This window comes from Arthrobacter sp. StoSoilA2, from assembly GCF_019977195.1.
Classification (GTDB): Bacteria; Actinomycetota; Actinomycetes; order Actinomycetales; family Micrococcaceae; genus Arthrobacter.
In genome coordinates this window covers 3628199-3651933 of the sequence record NZ_AP024643.1, presented here as the reverse complement: position 1 = coordinate 3651933, position 23735 = coordinate 3628199, and the positions used below count along the sequence as shown (strand labels likewise).

At 62.7% G+C, this 23735-nt stretch carries 17 protein-coding genes and 1 pseudogene; 9 read left to right on the top strand and 9 right to left on the bottom strand.

Features of this window, described 5'->3' with window-relative positions; genetic code table 11:
• Positions 1-10: 10 nt before the first annotated feature.
• Positions 11-1390: an MBL fold metallo-hydrolase gene (locus LDN82_RS16625; RefSeq protein WP_224165073.1), complete on the top strand. Its 1380-nt coding sequence runs from the start codon at positions 11-13 to the stop codon at positions 1388-1390.
• Between the two features lie 59 nt (positions 1391-1449).
• Here LDN82_RS16625 and LDN82_RS16620 read toward each other — a convergent pair whose 3' ends face one another.
• The 3 genes from LDN82_RS16620 to LDN82_RS16610 form a co-directional block, all read right to left on the bottom strand.
• Positions 1450-2130, bottom strand: coding sequence for a FadR/GntR family transcriptional regulator (locus tag LDN82_RS16620; RefSeq protein ID WP_224088446.1), 681 nt, complete (start codon positions 2128-2130; stop codon positions 1450-1452).
• Positions 2127-3410, bottom strand: coding sequence for an MFS transporter (locus LDN82_RS16615; protein WP_224165072.1), 1284 nt, complete (start codon positions 3408-3410; stop codon positions 2127-2129). Before LDN82_RS16615 ends, LDN82_RS16620 begins: the two co-directional genes overlap by 4 nt.
• Positions 3411-3486: 76 nt before the next feature.
• Positions 3487-4929 carry a PucR family transcriptional regulator gene (locus LDN82_RS16610; protein WP_224088444.1) on the bottom strand — a complete coding sequence of 481 codons (1443 nt, stop codon included), beginning with the start codon at positions 4927-4929 and terminating at the stop codon, positions 3487-3489.
• A 146-nt stretch (positions 4930-5075) separates the two neighbouring features.
• Here LDN82_RS16610 and LDN82_RS16605 point away from each other — a divergent pair, with 146 nt between their 5' ends.
• Together LDN82_RS16605 and gabT are read left to right on the top strand one after the other, a co-directional pair.
• The gene (locus LDN82_RS16605) at positions 5076-6506 is read left to right on the top strand and encodes a gamma-aminobutyraldehyde dehydrogenase (RefSeq protein ID WP_224165071.1); all 1431 of its coding nucleotides are present in this window, start codon (positions 5076-5078) and stop codon (positions 6504-6506) included.
• A 63-nt stretch (positions 6507-6569) separates the two neighbouring features.
• On the top strand, positions 6570-7925 hold the full coding sequence (gene gabT / locus LDN82_RS16600) for a 4-aminobutyrate--2-oxoglutarate transaminase (protein ID WP_224165070.1): 1356 nt from the start codon (positions 6570-6572) through the stop codon (positions 7923-7925).
• 170 nt (positions 7926-8095) lie between these two features.
• Here gabT and LDN82_RS16595 read toward each other — a convergent pair whose 3' ends face one another.
• Both LDN82_RS16595 and rarD read right to left on the bottom strand, forming a co-directional pair.
• Positions 8096-10537 (bottom strand): polysaccharide lyase 8 family protein, encoded by a 2442-nt coding sequence (locus tag LDN82_RS16595; RefSeq protein WP_224165069.1) that lies wholly within the window; start codon positions 10535-10537, stop codon positions 8096-8098.
• Between the two features lie 312 nt (positions 10538-10849).
• Positions 10850-11941, bottom strand: coding sequence for an EamA family transporter RarD (gene rarD, locus LDN82_RS16590; protein ID WP_224167556.1), 1092 nt, complete (start codon positions 11939-11941; stop codon positions 10850-10852).
• A gap of 128 nt (positions 11942-12069) precedes the next feature.
• Between rarD and LDN82_RS16585 the strand changes: the two genes are divergently transcribed.
• The 6 genes and pseudogenes from LDN82_RS16585 to LDN82_RS16560 all read left to right on the top strand — a co-directional run bounded on the left by LDN82_RS16585 (position 12070) and on the right by LDN82_RS16560 (position 19835).
• Positions 12070-13524, top strand: coding sequence for an FAD-dependent oxidoreductase (locus tag LDN82_RS16585; protein ID WP_224165068.1), 1455 nt, complete (start codon positions 12070-12072; stop codon positions 13522-13524).
• A gap of 142 nt (positions 13525-13666) precedes the next feature.
• Positions 13667-15010 carry a GAF domain-containing protein gene (locus LDN82_RS16580; RefSeq protein WP_224165067.1) on the top strand — a complete coding sequence of 448 codons (1344 nt, stop codon included), beginning with the start codon at positions 13667-13669 and terminating at the stop codon, positions 15008-15010.
• Between the two features lie 96 nt (positions 15011-15106).
• Entirely contained in the window at positions 15107-16630 is a 1524-nt protein-coding gene (locus LDN82_RS16575) for an aldehyde dehydrogenase family protein (protein WP_224165066.1), read from the top strand.
• Between the two features lie 34 nt (positions 16631-16664).
• A complete protein-coding gene (adhP, locus tag LDN82_RS16570; protein ID WP_224165065.1) occupies positions 16665-17687 on the top strand; it encodes an alcohol dehydrogenase AdhP in 1023 nt (340 codons plus the stop codon).
• Positions 17687-18122 (top strand): annotated as a pseudogene (locus LDN82_RS16565) (DUF779 domain-containing protein). The gene adhP and the pseudogene LDN82_RS16565 overlap by 1 nt, the downstream one beginning before the upstream one ends.
• 156 nt (positions 18123-18278) lie before the next feature.
• A complete protein-coding gene (locus LDN82_RS16560) occupies positions 18279-19835 on the top strand; it encodes an amino acid permease (protein WP_224165064.1) in 1557 nt (518 codons plus the stop codon).
• Positions 19836-20008: 173 nt separating this feature from the next.
• Here the strand turns inward: LDN82_RS16560 and LDN82_RS16555 are convergent, their stop codons facing one another.
• The 4 genes from LDN82_RS16555 to LDN82_RS16540 all read right to left on the bottom strand — a co-directional run bounded on the left by LDN82_RS16555 (position 20009) and on the right by LDN82_RS16540 (position 23657).
• Positions 20009-20644, bottom strand: coding sequence for a DUF2461 domain-containing protein (locus tag LDN82_RS16555; RefSeq protein ID WP_224165063.1), 636 nt, complete (start codon positions 20642-20644; stop codon positions 20009-20011).
• Positions 20645-20775: 131 nt separating this feature from the next.
• Entirely contained in the window at positions 20776-22257 is a 1482-nt protein-coding gene (locus LDN82_RS16550; RefSeq protein WP_224088432.1) for a catalase, read from the bottom strand.
• A 14-nt stretch (positions 22258-22271) separates the two neighbouring features.
• A complete protein-coding gene (locus tag LDN82_RS16545; RefSeq protein ID WP_224088431.1) occupies positions 22272-22751 on the bottom strand; it encodes a Fur family transcriptional regulator in 480 nt (159 codons plus the stop codon).
• 30 nt (positions 22752-22781) lie between these two features.
• Complete coding sequence (locus LDN82_RS16540; RefSeq protein ID WP_224165062.1) at positions 22782-23657, bottom strand: hypothetical protein; 876 nt, start codon at positions 23655-23657, stop codon at positions 22782-22784.
• Positions 23658-23735: the final 78 nt, after the last annotated feature.

Genomic DNA, 23735 nt, shown 5'->3' with positions numbered 1-23735 from the left:
AACCTGAGGTATGGACGTCGTAGTCATCGAAACCACGGCATTGGGGGACCGCAGTTACCTGGTGCATGACGGCAAAGTTGCTCTGGTCATTGACCCGCAGCGGGACACCGACCGCGTTGAAGAAGCCGCGCGTGCCGCTGGCGTCCGGATCACGCATGTGGCCGAAACCCATCTCCACAACGATTACGTCACCGGCGGCCTGGTTTTGGCTGAAAAACATGGAGCCCAGTACCTCGTCAACGCCGCCGACCACGTTGGGTTTGATCGCGTCCCGGTCACCGACGGTCAAGTCATCAGTGTGGGGCACCTACTCGTGAAGGTGCTCGCAACGCCCGGACACACGCACACGCACCTCTCGTACGTGGTGCGGGATGACACGCACGACGGCGGCACTGAGGCTGTGTTTTCCGGCGGCAGCTTGCTCTACGGTTCAGTCGGGAGAACGGACCTGGTCTCGCCCGATGACACAGCAAAGTTGGCCCACGATCAGTACTCTTCGGTCCGGCGTCTTGTTTCCTCGGCATCACGGGACGCCGCCTTGTATCCAACACACGGCTTCGGATCCTTCTGCTCCGTGGGGCCCTCCAGCAAGGTCAAGGCCTCAACCATTGGCGAACAAGCCGCCGCCAACCATGCCCTGACTGATCAGGACGAGGACCATTTTGTGGCCGAATTGCTGGAGAACATCACAGCCTATCCGGCCTACTACGCGCACATGAGCCCCCTCAACGCCGCAGGCCCCGGTGCAGCGAACTTGCACGTGCCTGATTCCGTGGACGCCGCAGAGCTGGGCCGGCGCCTGGAGTCAGGGGAGTGGGTGGTGGATCTGCGGCACAGAGTGGCCTTCGCGGACAGCCATCTCCAAGGCAGCGTGAGCTTCGAATACGGGCGCGGCGACAACTTCACCAGCTACCTCGGGTGGGTGATCCCGTGGAATCAACCCCTTACCTTGCTGGGCCCGTTGGATGAGGTGGAGAAGGCGATCCGCGATTTGGCGAGAATTGGCATCGATGGTCCGGATGCCGCCGTCGGGCCTGGCGCCACGCCTCTGAACATTGGTGCGCTGGCGCCCGGGCATCCACGGGCGTCGTATCCGCACTCGGACTGGGCCGGTCTCGCCAAGGACAGGGCACCGGAGGACGTGGTCCTGGATGTTCGCCGCCCTGATGAATTCGCGGCGTCGCATGTCAAGGGTGCGCTGAACATTCCGGTTTACGAGTTGATCAGCAGGACCACTGAGGTGCCGGACGCCAGGATCTGGGTGCACTGTGCCACGGGATACCGGGCGAGTGTCGCAGCCAGCCTCCTGGACCGGGCGGGACGGGACGTGGTCCTGATCAACGCGCGGTTCAGGGACGCTGCCGGGGTGGGAATCGAGACTGTGCCATAGACGTTGCGAGCCCGCTATTTCGTCGTTGGGCAACAACGGACAAGCGGGCCGGCAATGGGCTAATGAGGGGTTTTGTCTGCGCAGAAATCCAGGTTCCGGTAGACGCTCTGGACTGCGGCGTCGGGATCGTGGGCTTCCAAGGCATCCACCAGTTCGTCGTGGCCTTCGCGGGGGATGCCGTTGAAGCCTTCCTTGCGTTGCTGCCGGAGGAGGTCGTTGTGGAAGACCCCGCCAAAGGAGACATAGAGCTGATGCAACAGCGGATTACCGGATGCCAGGGCAACACGTTCATGGAATTCCCAATCTGCGCGGGCCCACGTGGGGTAGTCCTCTGACTGCCAGGCATCATGACGCAGGGCAAGCAGGCGGCGCATCTCGGCGATGTCTTCCACCGTTGCATGCTTGGTGGCGAGGCGGGCCGCCTGGGTGTCCAGGCCGAGCCGCACCTCCACGATGTGTTCCTGCGTGTGCTCCAGGTACATGCGCTGGGCCGCGCCGGACATTTCACTGTTGGCACGCACGTACGTGCCGTCACCGCGGCGGACTTCGAGCATGCCCGAGTGCGCCAATGCCTTGATGGCCTCGCGGAGGGTTCCCCGCGAAACGCCCAGGCTTGCCATGAGTTCAGGCTCAGCCGGGATGCGTTCCTGGAGCGGCCATTCGCCTGATTTGATCATGTCCCGCAGCTTGGCGGTGATCTCCTCGGCAAGGGCCGGGCGATGCGAAGGGGTAAGGGTCATGCTGTCCTCGGTCCGGTCTTGGTGGCAGTGCGCTTGCTCGTGAGCATGTGGCAGGTAACCATGAGCGCCACCGCCACGATGGACAGCAAGCTCAAGGGCAGCGCCCAGCCGCCCGTAGCGCTGTGGAGCAGCCCCATGCCAAAGGGGCCAATTGCCGCAATCAAGTATCCCAGCGATTGGGCGATCGTGGAGAGCGCGGTGGTTTCCGCCGTCGACCGTCCGCTTCGGCTGATGATTACCAGGACCAGCGGGAAGATGCCCAACCCGAAGCCGAAGAGCACTGCGGAGACCACCGCCAGTGAAGTGGGCAACCAGATCATGGCGGCAATGGCAACCAGCGTGGAGCTGCTTGCGAGGTAGAGGGCAGGCCGCAGCATTCCGGGCCTGGAACCGAAGGCAAGCAGGATCATGCCGGCGGCCACGGAGACCAGCTGCATGACGCCGAACTGCAGGCCGCTTTCAGAGGCACTGAGGCCCTGGGACGTGAGGATGTAGGCGAACCAGCTCATCACGGCGTAGGCGAGGAAGGCCTGGAAGGTGAAGATGGCCGTGATCAGGATGCCCAGACGGGTGCGGAGCAGGGGCCACATGGATACGCGCGGACGGTCCGTCTTGGTGGAATTCCGATGCGAGTGCAGGACCACCGGCAGGAAGCCGAGCAGTGCTGCGACCCCCAGGATTCCCCAGGCGGCAAGCCCCATGGACGGCGAACCGAGCTGCTGCGCCAAGGGAACGCTCACGGCGGCTGCGAAGGTGGCGCCGCCGGACATCGTGAAGGTGTAAAGGCCGGTCATCATGGACGTGCGGTCGGCGTAGTGCTCGCGGATGAACGACGGCATGGCCACGTTGCAGACGGCAAGTCCGGACATCGCCAGAACCGTCCCGCCGAGCAGGGCACCGGTGGCCGGCACGCCGCGCACCAGCAAACCTCCCGCCAGCAAAGCCAGGGCGATGGCGATAGCCTTCTCAACACCCACACGGCGGGTCAGCCACGAGGTTCCCAGCCCTGCAACCGCGAAGCACAGAAGCGGAATCGTGGGCAGGATTGAGGCCACCAAAGCGCCGTAGCCCAACACTTGCTGCAGCTCATGGAAGAGCGCCGCGGCACTGGTGATTCCGGCGCGAAGGTTCAGCCCGATGAGCACCACGGCAATGATGCCGACGACGGCGACGACGCGCGTCTTGGGGACAGCCTTGACCGTGTGGGCTGTTGCCACGTTGGCGGGGGCAATCGTAGGGATGTTTCCTGTGGTGGGGGTAAGAGGGGTCGTCGCAGCCATACCTAAAGGTTAGACGTTTGACGTTTAATGTCTACACTTTTGTGGCGAATCTCTCCGGCGGTTCGGCTATGGGCGCTTACCGGGGGTTCCGTGAGCCCAGCCGCTGGACGGCCAGCGCAAGCCAAAGCTGCACGCGATCCTGCGTCTGTGACGGGTCATAGCCGGTCAGTTCGGTGATCTGGGCCAGCCGATATCGCACGGTGTTGCGGTGCAGCGTCAGGGCTTCGGCGACCGCGGCGACGGACCCGTTGTGGTTGAGGTAGCTTTCCAGCGTGGCTACGAGTTCGGCACCGTGGGCGGCGTCGAACTTCCTCAGCGGAGTGAGCGACTCGCTGGCCATGTCGGCCAACGGAACATCCTCGCTTGCCAGCAGGAGGGAGGTCAGGCTCAGCCGTTCGGGTTCGTTGACGGGCAAGCCGTGCGCCACGGCGTCGCGCGCTTCAAAGTAGCTCCAGCGCAGGCCGTTCGGCTTCGTATAGGCGCCGCCGATTCCGATCACAGCATGGATTCCGGCCTCCTGCAGGTGGTCGCTCAGGCTCTTGGCCAAGGCTGTCGCGGAGCTGCCGTCGTCGGTGACGACGGTCACCAGGTCCTTCCCGACGACGGCGCTAACGCCCGCTTCCAGCGCCTGGGGCAGCGAGATGCTCACCAGTTGCTTGTGATGTGCCGTGGACTCCGCCACGAGCACCACGTTCTTCCGGGTGCTGTTGATTCCAACGCCTGCCAAACGGCGGGCGGCCTCAATGGTTTCCAAGGTGCCGTGGATAACGTCGTCCAGAACCTGCCCTGCCATGGCGCGCTGGGCCTGGCGCTGCTTGACCATGTTGTTCAGCTCGACACTGATGAGGTTCTGCGCGTAGCTCACAATCCCCGAGTCCACGAACGGCTGGCGCAACCACAATGTGCAGGCATCCCTGCGTCCGGTGGGAATGGGGTACGAAGCCCAGCCATCCGCCGTCGGGGCCGGTTTTCCGGGAACGCTGTTGTAGAGCTGCGCGCTGAACTGGGTGAGCACAACATCAGTGCGCAGCATGCTGCCCAACTGCTTCAGGAGCTCGCCCAGGCCGCCACCGGTGAGGAGTGACCGGGCCAGGATCTGGTGTCCGGCCAGAAGCCGTTCCAGGTTTGAGTAGTGGTCAGCTGAATGTGACTCGGCCACGAGCTTTCCGATCGCGATGAAGGGAATCTCGTAGGGCACTTCAACCAGGGGCAAACCCCAACGGTTCGCTTCGGCGATGAGCGCCTCCGGAACGGCTTCGTGGGTGAGGCCGATGCCGAAGCCGATGCCCACTGCACCTGCGCGCTGGACCTGCCGGACGAATCGGCGTTGGTCGGCGGCGCTCTTCAGGCGCAGGCCCGTAGTGAGGACCAATTCCCCGCCGCTGAGGAAGCGTTGTGGATCCTCCAGCTCCGTCACGGCAACCCAACTGATGTCCTGGTTCCAGGTTGTTTCGGCGCTGCCTGTTTTACGGAGCTTCAAGGATGGGACAGCGACGAGCGAAGAGAGGGACATTGCCATGGTTACAAGCGTAACCCGGCGCTGGTCAAGCGCACTAAGGAGGGTATGCCGGTGTGTGCAGCTGACTATTCCTTGGACCCCTTCGCTGGCATAGGCTCTGATCAGCTAAAACCCATGCCCCAGACACCGAAAGAGGGTTGCACACCGTGGTTCAAACCTTGCAGAACTTCATCAACGGCGAATTCGTTACGCCGGCAGGTACGGGTCTCCTGGACATCGTGAACCCTACCAACGGGGAGATCGTTGCCAAGTCGCCGATTTCGGTGCAGGCCGATGTTGACGCCGCCATGACCGCAGCCAGCGAAGCCTTCAAGACGTGGAAGCACGTTACGCCGGGCCAGCGCCAGCTCATGCTGCTCAAGCTCTCCGACGCCGTGGAGGCCAACAGCGAGGAACTCGTTGACGCCCAGCACCGCAACACCGGCCAGGTCCGGTCCCTGATCGCTTCCGAGGAAGTTGCCGCCGGCGCAGACCAGCTCCGCTTCTTCGCCGGTGCAGCACGCATCATGGAAGGCAAGTCCGCAGGGGAGTACTTTGAGGGCCACACCTCCTACGTTCGCCGCGAACCGATCGGCGTCGTAGCCCAGGTTGCCCCGTGGAACTACCCGTTCCTGATGGCTATCTGGAAGATCGGTCCCGCCCTTGCAGCCGGCAACACCGTTGTCCTCAAGCCCTCGGACACCACCCCCGAATCCACCTTGGTCCTGGCTCGCCTCGCAGGAGAGATCTTCCCCGCCGGCGTGCTCAACGTTGTGCTCGGCACCGGCGAAACCGGCGCCATGATGGTTGACCACAAGGTCCCCGGCCTCGTGTCCATCACCGGTTCCGTCCGCGCCGGCATCGCGGTCGCCAGCGGCGCAGCCAAGGGGCTCAAGCGTGCCCACCTGGAGCTTGGCGGCAAGGCTCCGGCCATTGTCTTCAAGGACGCCGACATCAAGAAGAGCGCTGCGGCCATCGCCGAATTCGCCTTCTTCAACGCGGGCCAGGACTGCACTGCCATCACCCGTGTGCTGGTGGAAGACTCCGTCCACGATGACGTTGTGGCAGCAATGGTGGAGCACACCAAGACCCTGCACACCGGTTCGCAGAACGACGAAGAGAACTACTTCGGCCCGCTGAACAACGTGAACCACTTCAACGCCGTCACCTCGGTGGTGGAGCACCTCCCGGCAAACTGCAAGATCGAGATCGGTGGCCACCGCGCAGGCGAGAAGGGCTTCTTCTTCGAGCCCACCATCATCTCCGGTGCCAAGCAGACCGATGACATCGTGCAGAAGGAAACCTTCGGTCCGGTCATCACCGTCCAGAAGTTCAGCACGGAAGCCGAAGCGCTCGAGTTGGCCAACGACGTCGAATACGCCCTGGCGTCCAGCGTCTGGACCACCGACCACGGAACGGCCATGCGCATGAGCCGCGACCTGGACTTCGGTGCTGTCTGGATCAACACCCACATCCTCCTGACGGCAGAGATGCCCCACGGCGGCTTCAAGCAGTCCGGCTACGGCAAGGACCTCTCCATGTACGGGGTCGAGGACTACACCCGCATCAAGCACGTAATGAGTGCACTGGATGCATAACCCGGTTGCATAACGCAGTCGCGTAACCCTCCACCCCTGGCTTCCCAGAAAGGCAATCACCCCATGACCACTACCGCGAACGAACTCTCGTACCGCATCGAGCAGAAGCGCAACATCAACGGCGCCTTCCCCGGCCCCAAGTCGCAGGCACTGGCCGACCGTCGCTCCGCCGTCGTTGCTGCCGGCGTTGCATCCGGCGTCCCCGTTTACGTTGAAGACGCCGACGGCGGCATCATCCGCGACGTCGACGGCAACTCCTTCATTGACCTCGGCTCCGGCATTGCCGTGACCAGCGTCGGCGCGTCCGATCCCGCCGTCGTCGCCGCTGTCCAGGAAGCTGCTGCGCACTTCACGCACACCTGCTTCATGGTGACCCCGTACGAGGGTTACGTAGCCGTGGCCGAGCAGCTCAACCGCCTCACCCCGGGCGACCACGCCAAGCGCACCGTGCTGTTCAACTCCGGCGCTGAAGCCGTGGAGAACGCCGTCAAGGTTGCACGCCTGGCTACCGGCCGCGACGCAGTGGTGGCCTTCGACCACGCCTACCACGGCCGCACCAACCTGACCATGGCACTTACCGCCAAGGCCATGCCGTACAAGACCAACTTCGGCCCGTTCGCGCCCGAGGTCTACCGCATGCCCATGAGCTACCCGTTCCGTGAAGAGAACCCGGAGATCACAGGTGCCGAGGCCGCCAAGCGCGCCATCACCATGATCGAGAAGCAGATCGGTGGCGACCAGGTTGCCGCGATCATCATCGAGCCCATCCAGGGCGAGGGTGGCTTCATCGTTCCGGCCGAAGGCTTCCTCCCGGCACTGTCCGCATGGGCCAAGGAAAAGGGCATCGTCTTCATCGCCGACGAGGTCCAGTCCGGCTTCTGCCGCACCGGCGAATGGTTCGCCGTTGACCACGAAGGTGTTGTCCCGGACATCATCACCATGGCCAAGGGCATCGCCGGCGGCCTCCCGCTGTCCGCGATCACCGGCCGCGCCGACCTGCTCGACGCCGTACACCCGGGCGGCCTCGGCGGCACCTACGGTGGCAACCCGGTTGCTTGCGCAGCAGCACTTGCAGCCATCGACACCATGGAGCAGCACGACCTCAACGGCCGCGCCCGCCACATCGAAGAGCTCGCCCTGGGCAAGCTCCGCGAACTGGCCGAAGAAGTTTCCGTGGTTGGCGATGTCCGCGGCCGTGGCGCCATGCTGGCGATCGAACTTGTCCAGCCCGGCTCCAAGGAACCGAACGCCGAGCTCACCAAGGCTGTAGCCGCTGCGTGCCTCCAGGAAGGCGTCATCATCCTGACCTGTGGCACCTACGGCAACGTGATCCGCCTCCTTCCGCCGCTGGTCATCAGCGACGAACTGCTCCTCGACGGCCTCGAGGTGCTCGCTGCAGCCATCAAGGCCAACGCGTAAGACTTTCTCGCTGTAACGCAGGAGGGCCGGGGTTTTCCCGGCCCTCCTCGTGCGTTTAACGCCGGGTTCGAGGGAAGGCGCTGAGTTCGCCGGAGGTTTCCGGGCGGTCTGGCACCTTTCCCGCGTCCTCGGCGTCCTCGTTGCAGGAAGCGCACGACGGCGGAGCCCGCCTAAGTGCCCAGCGTAAGGTTTTTCTGGTGGCCGTGTCCGTCGAGTTGGACGTCGATGACCAGGGGAGAGGCGCTGACCAACGCCACCCCGGCATCGGAATCCACCAGGGTGCCCCACGCGGAGCCAGCGAGCGTGATCCGCACAGAGGACTGCGTCCGTGATGGATCTGCCACGGACACGGCCAGCGTGTCGCCGCTGTGGCGCAGAGCAAGCGTGCAAGGCCCTGAGACCGAGTAATCCCCAACGCCGCCAGCTGCGAAGAAGTTGGCCATCACCAACTTGTCCTTGGCGACCTTCACCATGTGGACGTCCGCCGAGTTGGCCAGCACTTTCACGCCGTGGTTTGCGGACTCTGAGAACGTGACTTCATGGCTTGCGGCAGGCAACACCATATATGCGTAGCCAGCTCCCACAGGATCCACCCCGTGGTGATGCGTGATGGTCACGTAGTCCCGGGTGACAGGATCAGGGGATCCTCCCGTGTCTGCTCCGGAGTTGACGTCAAACCAGCTTCCTGTCCGGTGGATCACCGCCACCTCCGTAGAACCGGAGACGCCCGGCGCTTCCAGGAAGACGTAGCCGCCATGACCGTCGATGTGGACCGACCTCTGAACCGTCACGGCGGCGTCCCCGGGAGCCAGGGAACGGTTCCGGGAATCCGTCCGCAGGGAAGGCACTGAACCCGGAGCAAAGGACCTGTTCTCGATGGTGGTCCGTACCGCAGCCCCACCAGTGCCCGAGATGCCGGCGCCCAGGCAGACCACGGCGTCGTCCAGGAAGAACCATGATTTGCGTCCGGACACTGTCTTGTTGTGGTTGAGGTGGTCCATGCCGATGACACCCCAGCGCCCATCTACCGTGAGCCCGCCGGCGAAGGCTTGGAACGCGCGCGGGATGCCGGTTCCCGCGCCGCCGGCTCCACTGGCCCGGGTCTGGTCGTTCACGGTGGTTCCGGGAAGGCCATACGGGTCCACCGTGGGCCAGAAGTCCGCGCTGAATTGGGAGGGGTCCTGGCGCGTGTAAAGGAAAGTCATGCCGTCGCCTTGGTACCAGCCAAGGTTGTTCTCGCTGTTGCCCCACTCGTAGCGGCCGATGCGCTTGGATGAAAGGTTCACCGTGCATCCCCACTGTGGTCTGTGGTGGACCAGCCGGTCCTGGTCGGCGAACATCCGGCTATACACCGGTGCCGGTGCTGAAACCACTGCGGAATCGGACAGGACGCCAAGCGACAACAAGGACTTCGCCAGGCTCTGTGTTGGATGCCCCACGAGTTTCTGGTCGGCACAGCGTTCCAGCCAGCCTTTGGCCAAGGCGAGGAACCTTGAACGGTAGGGCTCATCGCAGCCGGGTGCCAGCAGCAAGACGGCGGAGATGAGGGCAAAGCCACTGACGTAGTCGGGCTCGCGCTGACGGGACACGGCACGGCCGCGAATGGTGTCCATGATGCGGCCGTCCCACACGAAGGGTGCATAGGTGTCCTCCACTGCATCCAGGAGCACTGTGCGCTTGGGGTCGTTTACTGCCCACGTGCTTCCACCGAGCATCGCTATGATCTCGGCGATGCCAGCCAGAGCCACCACACCGTAGGTGCCGGCATAGGGCAGATAACCGTGCTGCACGAACGAACCGTCTGTGTAGAAGCCATCGCCGCTGGTTACGTACGTGAAAACGCTGTTGGTCCCGCCGCGGACGGTGTCACTCAAGGCGTCCCTGCCAAGGGCAATATCGTCCACATTGTTGTCCAGGATGCCCCGCATGCAGCAGGCTAGGGACTTGTCCACGCGGTTTGCCCCGGTCTCTGCAAGGGATGTGGCGCGTCCACGCCAATTAGGGTTCGGCGCGAACCAGCGGACGGCTGCCAGCAATGACGTCCGCAGGTCTTCGGGGACCTCTGCGTACATCAATGTGAGGATGTCCACCGTTTTGCGTGGCACACCTATCTCCCAGAACCACCAGTTGCCCGCTGCCCGCATTCCGGATTTGTAGGCGGTGTCATTCAGGAGTTTCAGGCCAGCCACTATGTCCGCGGCCAATTGAGGGTTGCCGGCGTAAGGATTTCCTGGAACCGCATAACCCAAGGCCATGTCATAGAGGCGGTTGAAGTGCAGGCCCATGTTGCCTGTGGCCGCCGTCGACTGTCCAATGCCTGTCAGGGGAACGTCATTCCACAAGGACGTCCGGGTGGCTGTCTTATCCAGGGAAGTCCACCAATTTTCCGCGGTTTTCCCCATTCCCTGCAGCTGGGCAGCAAGCTCCGGGATGCCCGCAGCACTTTGTCCGCCTGTGAGGACCATGCGGCGGCGTCCTATGAGTTCCTGTAGCCCGGGTGCCGGTTCCGCAAAGGCCGGGGCAGAGCTGGAAAGCAGGGCTCCGGCCAGTGCGGCGGCACCAGCAGCGCGGAAGAGGGTCCTACGGCTCAGTGTGGGTCCATTGAGGGTCAAAACGGCTCCGTTCAAAACTGTTGCCAGCAAAGCCGGGCATATCCATGTGACTGTCATCTGTGGTTGTTCCCGATCTGGGAAGACCCGTGAATGCCAGGTACTTGGGTGTGCCTCTGGATATTGGCAAGTTGGGGGTGGACGTGGCGGCGAAAGTTTCCGCAACCTTATGTCCGCTTGGTGGACCCCTCAACAGAAATGAACAAAAGTGCTCACACGCCGAGAACGCGGGAACGTGTCGAGACCGCCCGAGGTTTCCGGGCTCTCACGCACGGTTCCGGCGACCTCGTTGTAGGAAGCGCTCGACGGCGGGAGCTAGGCTCCCCCAGCGGCCGCGGTCCGGGCCTTTTTCTTCATCGACGAGTTCTTCCTGGCCGTGCGCAGCATGTCCACCGTGAGCACCAGCAGGGCGAGCCACACCACGCAGAATCCGATCCAGCGGGCCGTGGTCATGGTCTCGTTGAAGACGGCCAGCGCCACGATGAACTGAAGAATCGGTGCGAAATATTGGAGCAGACCTATGGTGGTCATGGGCAGGCGACGGGCTGAGGCGCCGAAGAAGAGCAGCGGCACAGCCGTGATAACGCCCGATGCAAGAAGCAACCAGAAATGCCCGGGCCCATGGGCGGTGAGTGTCGCGACGCCGCTTACGCCCAGGACAACCATGGTGGCGGCTGCCAGGGGAGCCAGGACCACTGTTTCAACGGAGAGGCTGGTGAGCGCATCGACCCTGGGACCGACCCGCTTCTTAACGAACCCATAGAGACCGAAGCTGAAGGCCAGGATCAACGCAATCCAGGGAAGCTGCCCGTAGGAAAAGGTCAGGACGCCCACCGCAACAAAGCCGATGCCCACTGCTGCCCATTGGAGTGGCCGCAACTTCTCCTTGAGCACGAATACGCCGAGCAGGACCGACACCAACGGGTTGATGAAGTATCCAAGGGACGTTTCCACTGCGTGCCCTGTGGTGACACCGAAGGTATAGGTCAGCCAGTTGATGGCTATCAATCCAGCTGCCAATGCCAGTGGGCCAAAGACGGAGCGGTCCTTCACGGCGGCGCCGAAGACCCTCCACGCCCGCGTGACCGTGATCAGCAACGCGCAGAAGAGCAGCGACCAAACCACGCGGTTGGCAACGATTTCGATTGCCCCCGCCGGTTGAAGCGCGAGGAAGTACAGCGGAAGCAGTCCCCACAGACTGTAAGCACCAATGCCAAAGAGGATTCCCGCCGTCGACTCGCTCCAGACAGGCTTTCCTCCGCGGGTCCTGCCGCCAGAGGTGTCGCCGCTAAGTTCACTGGACGCACTCACAGTCGCGGGCTGGCTGGAAATGGACGAGTTTGCGGTGATCTGCTCGGGTGTCGACACAATGTCGCCAACACCAAATGGGAACGCAATATTCCGCAATGTTGGCATCAATCGACCGTTTTCTTGTGACTCCCGCCATATAGGAGGCCGGGTGCGGGGCGGACATCTAGAATTGGAATCTGCGCGCCCCAACAACGGCGTGGCTTACTGCTTCGGAAGGGCTTACGGTGTCCAACTCAGCCGCAACCACCCCCAAACGTCCGCTTCGCGTCGCCATCGTGGGCGCCGGTCCCGCCGGCGTGTACGCCGCCGACATCCTGACCAAGTCCAACGAGGTCAAGGATGGGGACGTGGAGGTCAGCATCGATCTCTTTGAGGCGTACCCTGCCCCTTATGGGCTTATCCGCTACGGCGTGGCGCCGGACCACCCCCGTATCAAGGGCATCGTCAACGCCCTGCACAAGGTCCTGGACAGGGGCGACATCCGCTTCCTGGGCAACGTCACCTACGGCCGGGATCTGACGCTTCACGATTTCCGTGCTTTCTATGACGCCGTGATCTTCTCCACGGGGGCCATCAAAGACGCGGACCTCAACATCCCGGGCATCGGGTTGGAAGGGTCCTTCGGCGGAGCCGATTTTGTTTCCTGGTATGACGGGCACCCGGACGTTCCCCGGGATTGGCCGCTGGACGCCAAGGAGATTGCCGTCATCGGCAACGGCAACGTTGCCCTTGATGTGGCTCGCATGCTGGTCAAGCACCCCGATGAGCTGCTGGTCACCGAGATCCCCGAAAACGTCTACGAGGGCTTGAAGAAGTCGCCTGTTACCGACGTCCACGTGTTTGGGCGCCGCGGTCCTGCGCAGGTTAAATTCACCCCGCTGGAATTGCGGGAGCTGTCCCACTGCAACGACGTCGACATTGTCCTGTACCCGGAGGACTTCGAGTTTGATGAAGCCTCCGATGAGGCAATCCGTACCAACAACCAGATCAAGACCATGGTCAACACCATGACCAACTGGCTGGTGGAAGAACACGCGGAATCCGAGCAGCCATCCTCGCGCCGTCTGCACTTGCACTTCCTGCACAGCCCCGTGGAAATCCTGGACTCGCCGGAAACTCCCGGCAAGGTTTCCGGCATCAAGTTCGAGCGGATGCAACTGGATGGAACTGGCAACGTCAAGGGCACCGGTGAATTCCTGGAGTACCCGGTGCAGTCCGTCTACCGCGCGATCGGCTACCACGGCTCGCCGCTTCAGGAGCTTCCGTATGATGCCCGCCGCGGTGTCATACCGAACGACGGCGGTCGCGTCCTGGATGCCGAGGGCAAGCCCGTGCCGGGAATCTACGCCACTGGCTGGATCAAGCGTGGACCTGTAGGCCTGATCGGTCATACCAAGGGCGATGCACTGGAGACGATCGGCTGCCTCCTCGAGGACCGGCTCACGTTGCCGCCAGCAGAGAACCCGGACCCCCAGGCCATCATCGATCTCCTTGAAGAACGCGGCATCGAATACACCACCTGGGAGGGGTGGAACCGCTTGGATGCCCACGAGGCCGCCCTCGGTGCCGCCTGGTCCAAGTCCAAGTCGGAGTCCGAATCCGGCAACGGCAACGGTGTGATCCGGGAACGCATCAAGGTAGTCCCGCGTGAGGAAATGATCCAGATCTCGCGCGGCTAGCCCTTGGGTTTGTGTACACCGAACGTCCTCGCAAAAAGCGCCAGCTGTACACAAACTCCATTCCTGGAACTAGACTTTCGGGTACTGTGCCGCCAAGCACATTTACGCAGCGCACTGTCGCTGCGGATTACCGGGGAGTTCGATGAGGAATCCAATCCATCCGCCTGTTCCAGGCACCGAAGCCGGAAGGCTGCTGCAGAAGCGCGCCCTGGCTGGCCATGAACAATTGGATATGCTGCGGGCCGGAACTCCCGAGGAAATCTCGGGCCTCCGGCGTTTGGTGCGTGAGTCCTGGCAGCGTTCGGCCACTCTGCTGGCCAATCCTGATATCCCTGAAGCGCCACTTGCGATGGACCGCGACGAACTGGAGGACTACCGCCGCCAACACCCGCTGGCAGCGATCATGCCGGTGATCAGGAAGTTGCTGGTCCAGCCCAGCCATGACAGTGGGTTGCTCGTGGCGGTGGGGGACGACGTCGGGCGGCTCCTGTGGGTGGATGGCGATCCAGTCATGCAGCGCAGGGCCGAAGGGATGATGTTCGTGGCGGGCGCCGATTGGTCTGAAGCCTCTGTGGGTACAAGTGCTCCCGGGACGGCGCTCGCCCTGGATCGCAGCATCCAGATCTCCGGGGCCGAGCACTTCAAGAGATCAGTTCACCCATGGAGTTGTACTGCTGTTCCCTTCCATGATCCCGATTCCGGTGCTGTGCTGGGCGTCGTGGACATCACTGGAACCGAGACCGCGGTGGCCCCGCACACGGTATCCCTGGTGGAAGCTACCGTTGCGGCTGCACAGGCGCAGTTGCGCATCGAGCGTCTCCAGTTGGCTGCTGCCGTACGGGAAAAACCGCGACGCCGGAGCTCAGCTTCTGCTTCCAGCCACACGCTTTACCGGAACAGCCTGCAGTTGCTTGGCCGGGATCAGGCCCTTCTCAGCATTGATGGCCGGACGGTTTCCCTGTCCGCCCGCCACAGCGAAATCCTGGCTATCCTCTGCAGCGAACCGGCCGGCCTCAGTGCGGACGACCTCTGCGCGCAGCTATACCCCGGAGATGGCTCGGGGGTGACCTTACGGGCGGAAATGGTGCGACTGCGCAAAGTTCTCCATGAACTCAGCCCCGGCGCGGTGCCCGAATCGCGACCCTACCGCCTGCCCGTTGAGTTGCTTCCTGATGCAGGCCAGGTGCTCAGTTGCCTGCAGCGCGGAGCCCACCGTATTGCCTTGGAGATCTACAAAGGCGCAGTCCTGCCGCGCTCGGAGGCGCCCGGCGTCGTGGAGTTGCGTGAGCGGGTTTCGCATCTGTTGCGGGAAGCGCTCCTCAGCGACGGCAGCGTTGATTCGCTCCTGAAGTACGCTGAGCTGCCCGAGGCGAAGTACGACGTCGAACTCCGCCTTGCCGTCCTGAAGCTGCTGCCGCCGCGCTCACCCAAGCGGGCCGCCGTCGTGGCCGACCTTGAACGGATCGACACGGAACTCAAAGCGTGAGCTGACTCACATGGTTGCAACGTAGCTGCAACCTGCCCGCTCCTAGGCTCGAATCAATGGCGACAGCCACCGTGATTCGCAGCAAAGGAGCTAGCAATGACCGTTTATGCACAGCCGGGTGCCGAGGGTTCGAAGGTCACCTTCAAGGACCGGTACGAGAACTGGATCGGCGGGGAATGGGTTGCCCCCGTCAAGGGCGGCTACTTCGAAAACATCACGCCCGTCACAGGCAAGGCTTTCTGCGAAGTTGCCCGTGGCACATCCGAGGACATCGAACTGGCACTCGACGCCGCGCACAAGGTCGCACCATCCTGGGGCAAGACGTCAGCGACAGAACGCGCCGCGATTCTGAACAAGATCGCAGATCGCATAGACGAGAACGTGGAGTTGCTCGCCGTTGCTGAGACATGGGACAACGGCAAGCCCGTCCGCGAGACCCTCAACGCGGACATTCCCCTGGCTGCCGATCACTTCCGCTACTTCGCTTCGGCTGTCCGTGCCCAGGAGGGCCACCTTTCGCAACTGGATGACGACACCACCGCCTACCACTTCAAGGAACCACTGGGCGTGGTGGGCCAGATCATCCCCTGGAACTTCCCCATCCTCATGGCCGTGTGGAAGCTGGCCCCCGCGCTCGCCGCCGGGAACGCCGTCGTTCTTAAGCCAGCGGAGCAGACGCCAACGTCGATCCTGGTACTGATGGAATTGATCGCTGACCTGCTGCCCGCCGGCGTAGTGAACGTCGTCAATGGTTTCGGCGTCGAAGCCGGAAAGCCGCTGGCTTCCAGCCCCCGTATCCGCAAGATCGCCTTCACGGGCGAGACCACCACCGGCCGGCTTATCAGCCAGTACGCGTCCAACAACCTCATCCCCGTCACCCTGGAACTTGGCGGCAAGAGCCCCAACATCTTCTTCGACGACGTCGCAGCCCAGAATGACGCGTTCTACGACAAAGCACAGGAGGGCTTTACGCTCTTCGCCTTCAACCAGGGCGAGGTTTGCACCTGCCCGTCACGTGCCTTGGTCCAGGAGGGGATATACGACTCGTTCATGGCTGACGCCGTAGCCCGCACCAACAAGATCATCCAGGGCAACCCGCTGGAGACGGAAACCCAGATCGGTGCCCAGGCTTCCAACGACCAGCTGGAGAAGATCCTCTCCTACATCGACATTGGAAAGCAGGAAGGTGCCAAAGTCCTCACAGGCGGCGCGCGGGCCGAGCTGTCCGGCGACCTTGCCGGCGGCTACTACGTCCAGCCCACGATTTTCGAAGGCCACAACCGGATGCGGATCTTCCAGGAGGAGATCTTCGGCCCTGTGGTCTCCGTGACCAGGTTCAGCGACTACAACGACGCAATCGGCATCGCCAATGACACCCTGTACGGCCTTGGTGCCGGCGTGTGGTCGCGCAACGGAAATGTCGCCTACCGCGCGGGCCGGGAAATCCAGGCCGGCCGCGTGTGGGTCAACAACTACCACGCCTACCCGGCCGGTGCCGCCTTCGGTGGCTACAAGTCCTCAGGCATCGGCCGTGAAAACCACGCCATGATGCTGGACCACTACCAGCAGACCAAGAACCTCCTGGTCAGCTACAACGAGAACAAACTCGGCTTCTTCTAAACCCGTCCTGTTCATCGATCAAAGGAGATCGTCAATGTCCGCAACCATGCAAGCTGCAGTAGTCACTGAATTCGGAACCGACCTTACGGTCAAGGAAGTGGAAAGGCCGACGCCGGGTCCCGGCCAGGCGCTGGTCCGCCTCATCACCTCGGGAGTTTGCCATACCGACCTCCACGCCGCCGAAGGCGACTGGCCGGTCAAACCGACTCCACCCTTCATTCCCGGGCATGAAGGCGTGGGTGAAGTCGTGGCTCTGGGTGAGGGTGTCACGGACGTTGCCGTTGGCGATCTCGTGGGGAACGCCTGGCTGTGGTCCGCCTGTGGGGACTGCCAGTACTGCCGCACCGGCTGGGAAACCTTGTGTGAGTCCCAGCAGAACGGTGGTTATAGCGTGGACGGCTCGTTCGGCGAGTACATGCTGGTGGACACGCGCTTTGCTGCCCGCATCCCGGAAGGCTCGGACCCGGTGGAAGTCGCGCCCGTTCTTTGTGCCGGGGTTACGGTCTATAAGGGCTTGAAGATGACGGAGGCCAGGCCCGGTCAATGGGTCACGATCTCCGGTATCGGGGGCCTGGGCCACATCGCGGTCCAGTATGCGGTGGCCATGGGGCTCCGGGTCGCGGCAGTGGATATTGCCGACGACAAGTTGGCGCTTGCTCGTGAACACGGCGCCGAGCTAACGGTCAATGCACTCCACGAGGATCCGGCGGAGGTCATCCAGCGCGAGACCGGTGGCTGCCACGGTGTCCTGGTGACGGCGGTCCACCCTTCTGCTTTCGGGCAAGCGATCGGCATGGCACGTCGTGGCGGAACCATCGTGTTCAATGGTTTGCCGCCGGGCGACTTCCCGGCGCCGATCTTCGAGATCGTCCTCAAGGGACTCACCGTCCGGGGATCGATTGTGGGCACCCGCCAGGACCTTGAGGAAGCGCTGGAGTTCTATGCCCAGGGCAAGATCAAGCCAACGGTCTCCACGCGGGAACTCTCCGAAGTCAACGCGGTCTTTGACGAGATGAAGCACGCCAAGATCGATGGCCGAGTGGTTCTGAAGTTCTGATGGACCACCCCGTGTTGGAAGCGGCGGTGACGCTGCCCGGGGGGGGATTTCTCCCGGGTGGCGCTCACCGCGGCCTCTGTCGAACTGTTGCGGAAGCTCTGGGAGCAGCATGGACCGCTCATGTTCCATCAATCCGGTGGCTGCTGCGACGGCTCCGCTCCCATGTGCTACCCGGCGGGGGAGTTCCTCACTGGTGATTCGGATGTGCTCCTGGGCCGGTTCGATATCAGTGCCGGCTTCGGAACCGGAGCGGACCAGGATCCCAAGCCCCTCGAGTTCTGGATGTCCAGGGAACAGTTCGCGTACTGGTCCCACACCCATCTGACTGTTGACGTGGTCCCGGGACGGGGAGGCGGCTTCTCTGTAGAGTCCCCGGAGGGGAAGCGGTTCCTGATCCGCTCCACCATCATGGACTGGGACGTACAGGGTGTTTAGTGGTGTGACGGGGGCTACTCGCCTCCGTCACACCAGTCACATCAGTAACGCGGGCCCAGCGACCGTCTCACTATCTGGGATAAATATGGTCGTCCACTGACCGGACACTATTCTTGATGAGTCCTAGACCACCCCCATCCAGAATGTGGCATTTTTATGAACATTTTCAGGACCAAGTCGATCGAGCAGTCGATCGCCGACGCCGACGAGCCCGGGCGCAAGCTGAAGCGAAGCCTCAGTACCTGGGACCTGATGATCATGGGTGTCGCCGTCGCTGTCGGTGCCGGTATCTTCTCCGTTGGCGCCAAGGCTGCTGCGAACTTTGCCGGCCCGGCCGTCACCATCTCCTTTGCCATCGCAGCCGTCACGTGTGCCTTGGCCATCATGTGCTATGCCGAATTCGCCACGGCAATTCCCGTGGCAGGTTCGGCCTACGTGTTCACTTACGCCACCATGGGCGAGGTGCTCGCGTGGATCATTGGATGGAACCTCATCCTCGAACTCTTCACGGCGGCTGCGGTGATCGCCAAGTACTGGGGCATCTACCTCAGCAAAGTCTTCGCCCTGATGGGCCTGGACATTCCGCCGGCGCTCAGCCTGGGCGGCGTGGACCTCTATTGGGGCGCCTTCCTCATTGTCGCGATCTTCACGGTGCTGCTGGTGCTGGGGACGAAGTTGTCCGCCCGTGTTGGCAACATCTTCACTTTGATCAAGATCGCCGTAGTGCTGTTCGTGATCGTCGTGGGCTTCAGCTACGTGAAGTTCTCCAACTACACCCCCTTCATTCCCGCTTCCGAGCCAACTTCCGGAACGGGTGCCGCCGATGTCATGAAGCAGTCCTTCTTCGGCTTCCTGACCGGTGCTGCTCCTGCCCAGTACGGTACTTTGGGCATTTTCGCAGGTGCTGCCCTGGTGTTCTTCGCCTTCATTGGCTTTGACGTTGTTGCAACCTCCGCGGAAGAGGTCAAGAACCCGCAGAAGACTCTGCCCCGCGGTATCTTCGGGGGCCTGGCAGTGGTCACGCTGCTCTACATCCTCGTCTCCCTTGCTTTGACCGGCATGGTCTCCTACACCCAGCTGGCAGAGGAAAAGAACCCCACATTGACCACGGCTTTCGAGGCCGTAGGCAACAACGATGCCGCCAAGGTCATTGCGTTCGGATCCCTGGTGGGCCTGACCACGGTGATCATGGTGCTGCTCATGGGCCTTTCCAGGGTGGTTTTGGCCATGAGCCGCGACGGGCTGCTGCCGCGGTCCCTGTCAAAGACCAGCGTGAAGCGCTCCACGCCTGCACGCCTGCAGATCATTTGTGGTGCAGCAGTGGCACTGGTGGCCGGGTTGACCAACGTGGATCTCCTGGAGGAAATGATCAACATTGGAACGCTGTCCGCGTTCGTGATGGTCAGCCTGGGAATCCTGGTGCTGCGCAAGAAGCGTCCGGACCTCAAGCCTGCGTTCCGGGTCCCGTTCGGCAAGGTCCTGCCATGGGTTTCCGCCATTCTGTGCATCTACCTCATGACCAACCTGGCAGTCGAAACCTGGATCTTCTTTGCGATCTGGCTGGTCATCGGCATGCTCATCTACTTCTCCTACGGGCAGCGCCACTCGCGGCTCAACGAGAAGTTCGCCTCAGCCAGGTCAGCCGTTAATGGCGGTTCTGCAACCCCCGCGGTCAAGGGCGACGAGGACGAAGACTCCTTTACCAAGGTCTAAACCAATCACAGCCGCTTGTCAGACAGCTGGCTGGAATCACCATCGAAAGCGCTCGGGAACTGCAATTCCCGGGCGCTTTTGGTGTTCCCGCGGGCCTTGGTGTTCCGGACGCCTTGGTGTTCCCGGGCGCTGACTGACGGCGGATTGCGCGCTGTTCCGGGGAGGACCAAGTCCTAGGGTGCAGCGTGCTTCCCAACCCACTCCACCAGCGGCCTCAGCACTTCCCAGCGGTCAGCGATCTCCTTTTTTGCCGACGGCCTGGAGAGCCATTCCGGCTCACCAACCTCGATGCCGGCAGACAAGGACTTGTGCTTAAGGAGCTCGGCCCGTGGATGGTCTTTGTCGAAGCCCCGCGGAACGGTCTTGAGCTTCTCGCCCTGGATGGCGAAACCCGCTGCGGCAACTGAGTCCACAATCTGCTGCAGTTCCCCTCCGCTATCGGGAGCGTCCACAGCCGCGCGGAAGCGTGCCAATTGCGCGGGAGTGTATGAATGGCAGCCGCCACCGATCAATAGACCGTCGGCACTTACCTGGAGGTAGAACCCGAGGCCTTCCTGCGACGCTGCGAAGGCGCCCTGGGCCGTCTTGTAGGGCGACTTGTCCTGGGAGAACCTGATGTCCCTGTTTGGCCGGAAGATCTTCGCCGGCCCGAACTCGGGCTCCAGCTCCGAAAGGAGGGCCACCAGCGGCTCCTTGACGGCGGCGTCGTAGGTGTCTTTGTGTTCCAACCACCACTCGCGGTTGTTGTTCTCTTCCAGTTCTTCATAGAAGCGGAAGGCTGCGGACGGAATTCCCTCGAATGTGCTCATGGAAGGATCCTATGGACCGCGGCACCAGAGCAGCCAGAGCCCAGCCCGCCTATGTGGAAAAACAAAGAAGAACACCCCGTTGCGGCGATCCGCAACGGGGTGTTCGACCTGGTACTTACCGGCTCTGATGCTTAGAGCTTGTTGGCTGCTTCGGCGTCGGAAGCGGTCTGGCCTGCACCGAGGTTGGCGCGCAGCTTGGCGCCGAGTTCGGCGTCAACGTTGGTCCAGTACTGGATGGCGCGTTCCTTGATGTCGGCGCTCTTCACGCCACCCACGGCACCGGTGATGGTGTCCAGCAGGCGGGCCTTGGCGGCGTCGTCGTAAACCTCGCGGTACAGGGTACCGGCCTGGCCGAAGTCGCTGTCCTCGGAGTGCAGGGTGTGCGCGGAGAGGGTGAGCTCGCCGTCGTTCTCCCAGCCACCTGCCGGTGAAGCGGGCTCAACAGCAGCCGGGCCACCAACGGAGTTCGGTGCGTAGACCGGGGTGGAGGGGGCGTTGAACAGGTAACGTCCGGCGCCGTCCTGGCTGTAGTTGTTGACCTGGTTCTTGGGCTGGTTCACCGGGATCTGTGCGTGGTTGGTGCCCACGCGGTAGCGGTGTGCATCGGCGTAGGAGAAGATGCGGGCCTGCAGCATCTTGTCCGGCGAGGCAGCGATGCCCGGTACGAAGTTCGACGGCGCGAAGGTGGCCTGCTCGATCTGCGCGAAGTAGTTTTCCGGGTTCTTGTTCAGCTCCATGGTGCCCACGTGGATCAGCGGGTAGTCCGCGTGCGGCCAGACCTTGGTGAGGTCGAACGGGTTGAAGCGGTACGTCTTGGCGTCCTCGTAGGGCATGACCTGGACGTGCAGTTCCCACGAGGGGAAGTTGCCGGCTTCGATGTTCTCGGAGAGGTCGCGGATGTAGAAGTCTGCATCCGAGCCTGCCAGCTGCTCAGCCTGGTCGCCAGTGATGGTCTTGACGCCCTGGTTGGACTTGAAGTGGTACTTGACCCAGAAGCGCTCACCGGCGGCGTTGATCCACTGGTAGGTGTGCGAGCCGTAGCCCTGCATTTCACGCCAGGAAGCCGGGAGGCCACGGTCGCCCATGAGCCAGGTGACCTGGTGTGCGGATTCGGGGGAGAGGGTCCAGAAGTCCCACTGCATGTCAGCGTCACGCAGGTGGGTACCCGGGAGGCGCTTCTGGGAGTGGATGAAGTCCGGGAACTTGATGCCGTCGCGGATGAAGAACACCGGGGTGTTGTTGCCCACGAGGTCGTAGTTGCCCTCGGAGGTGTAGAACTTCACGGCGAAACCGCGGGGGTCGCGCCAGGTGTCAGGAGAGCCATTCTCGCCGGCAACGGAGGAGAAACGGATCAGCATGTCCGTCTCGACGCCCGGCTGCAGGAACGCTGCCTTGGTGTAGGCCGATACGTCAGAGGTGGTCTTGAACGTACCGAAAGCGCCGCCACCCTTGGCGTGCACTACACGCTCCGGGACCCGCTCGCGGTTGAACTGTGCAAGCTTCTCCACCAGGTAGTGGTCGGTCAGGATGATGGCACCGTCGGCGCCGACGGACTTGGAGTGCGCGTCGGAAGTAACGGGGGCACCTGACTGGGTTGTTGAAATAGCAGTCATTGTTCTCCTTGTTCTTATTTTTGAGTTACGGACGTTTGTTTGGGGAGCTGTTGTTTAGCCTGGCAATCCTGGCAGATGCCCTGATACAGGACGTCTGCGATCTGGATGGTCATGGGCTTGGAATTTTCATCCCAGTGCGGTGTGAGGCACGGTGCGTGTCCCACGGCGCAGTCCACGTCTTCCACGCGGCCGCAACTGATGCAGACGGCGTGGTGGTGGTTGTCGCCAACCCGGGTTTCGTAGAGCGCCGGGGAGTGCGGGGGTTCAAAGCGGCGCAGCATCTGCAGATCCGTGAGGTCGCTGAGCACAACGTAAACGGACTGCGCCGTCAGTTCAGGGAGCTCTTTGCGGGCAGCGGCAAGGATGCCTTCCGCCGGGGAGTGCGGATGGTGCTGGACCGCGGCCAGCACTGCCAGCCGCTGTTTGGTCACACGCCTGCCGTGGGCATGCAGGGCACTGGCCCATGCTTCCTGGTCGGCTGTGTGATCGGTCATGCACCCATTGAAGCACTTATTTTGATCAGTTCACAATAAGGCAAAGCTAACTTCCGGCAAATTAAACAAATCCACCATCGGATTGGCTTCCTCCGCAGCAGATCGACCCACCGCATGGATCCGCAGGGTGGAACCCGGATTCCCGCCTTCGCCCGGATTCCCGCCTTCGCCCGGATCCCCGCCTTCGATTGCTACGCAACTGAAGCCGGTGAGCCCACTGGTCAGCGGCAGGGCACCCAAAGCTCTCCCCAGGGCAACGAGCTCCCCTGGAAGGACAGCGGAAATCGCGGCCGCACCGCTGGCGGGCTCAATCACACTGTGATGGCGGGCTGCATCAACGGTCGCCACCCGCGGGAACGGCGCCGGCGGGAACGGCGCCGGCGGGAACGCCACCGGCGGTAACGGCACTTGGACGGGTACGACGCCGGACGTGGCCGAAGGCGCGGAGCCCACCTGACCGGTGGGTGCTTTCGCAACGTTGGCGGCACTGAGCTGGAGAGATTCCCGGAGCCGCGCATCCACGATGTCCAGGATGTCCTCAGGCACAGGAATGCGATGGTGGGCCGGCAGCGCGAGTTGGAGTCCCGGCGTCGTGCTTTCCGATCCCCAACGAGCGAAGAGGTGGAACGTGGGCGTAGACGACTCAGCCACCGGCTCGCCGACGGCCGCACCCAAGGGGTGCCACCGGTGGGCGAACATCACGGTGAAACGCTTCGCTCCCAGGACCTCGTCCAAGGCTGCCCGGAGGAGGTTGTGGCAGAACAACCAGTCGGCCGCCGAGGTTTCAGTAAATTCCGTGGAAGGGTCCGAGAGGCGGATCAGCACGTGCCCGGTCGTCAAAGGGTGGCGCGGCCTGGCAATTTCCCAGATGCCCGAGCGGAACAGCAATCGTCGCGACAAGACCATGTGGACTCCTTCCCCCGGGTGAGCCTACCAACCAGTGCGTTACGGCGGGAGACGCACCATGGAAGCCAAACGGACAAG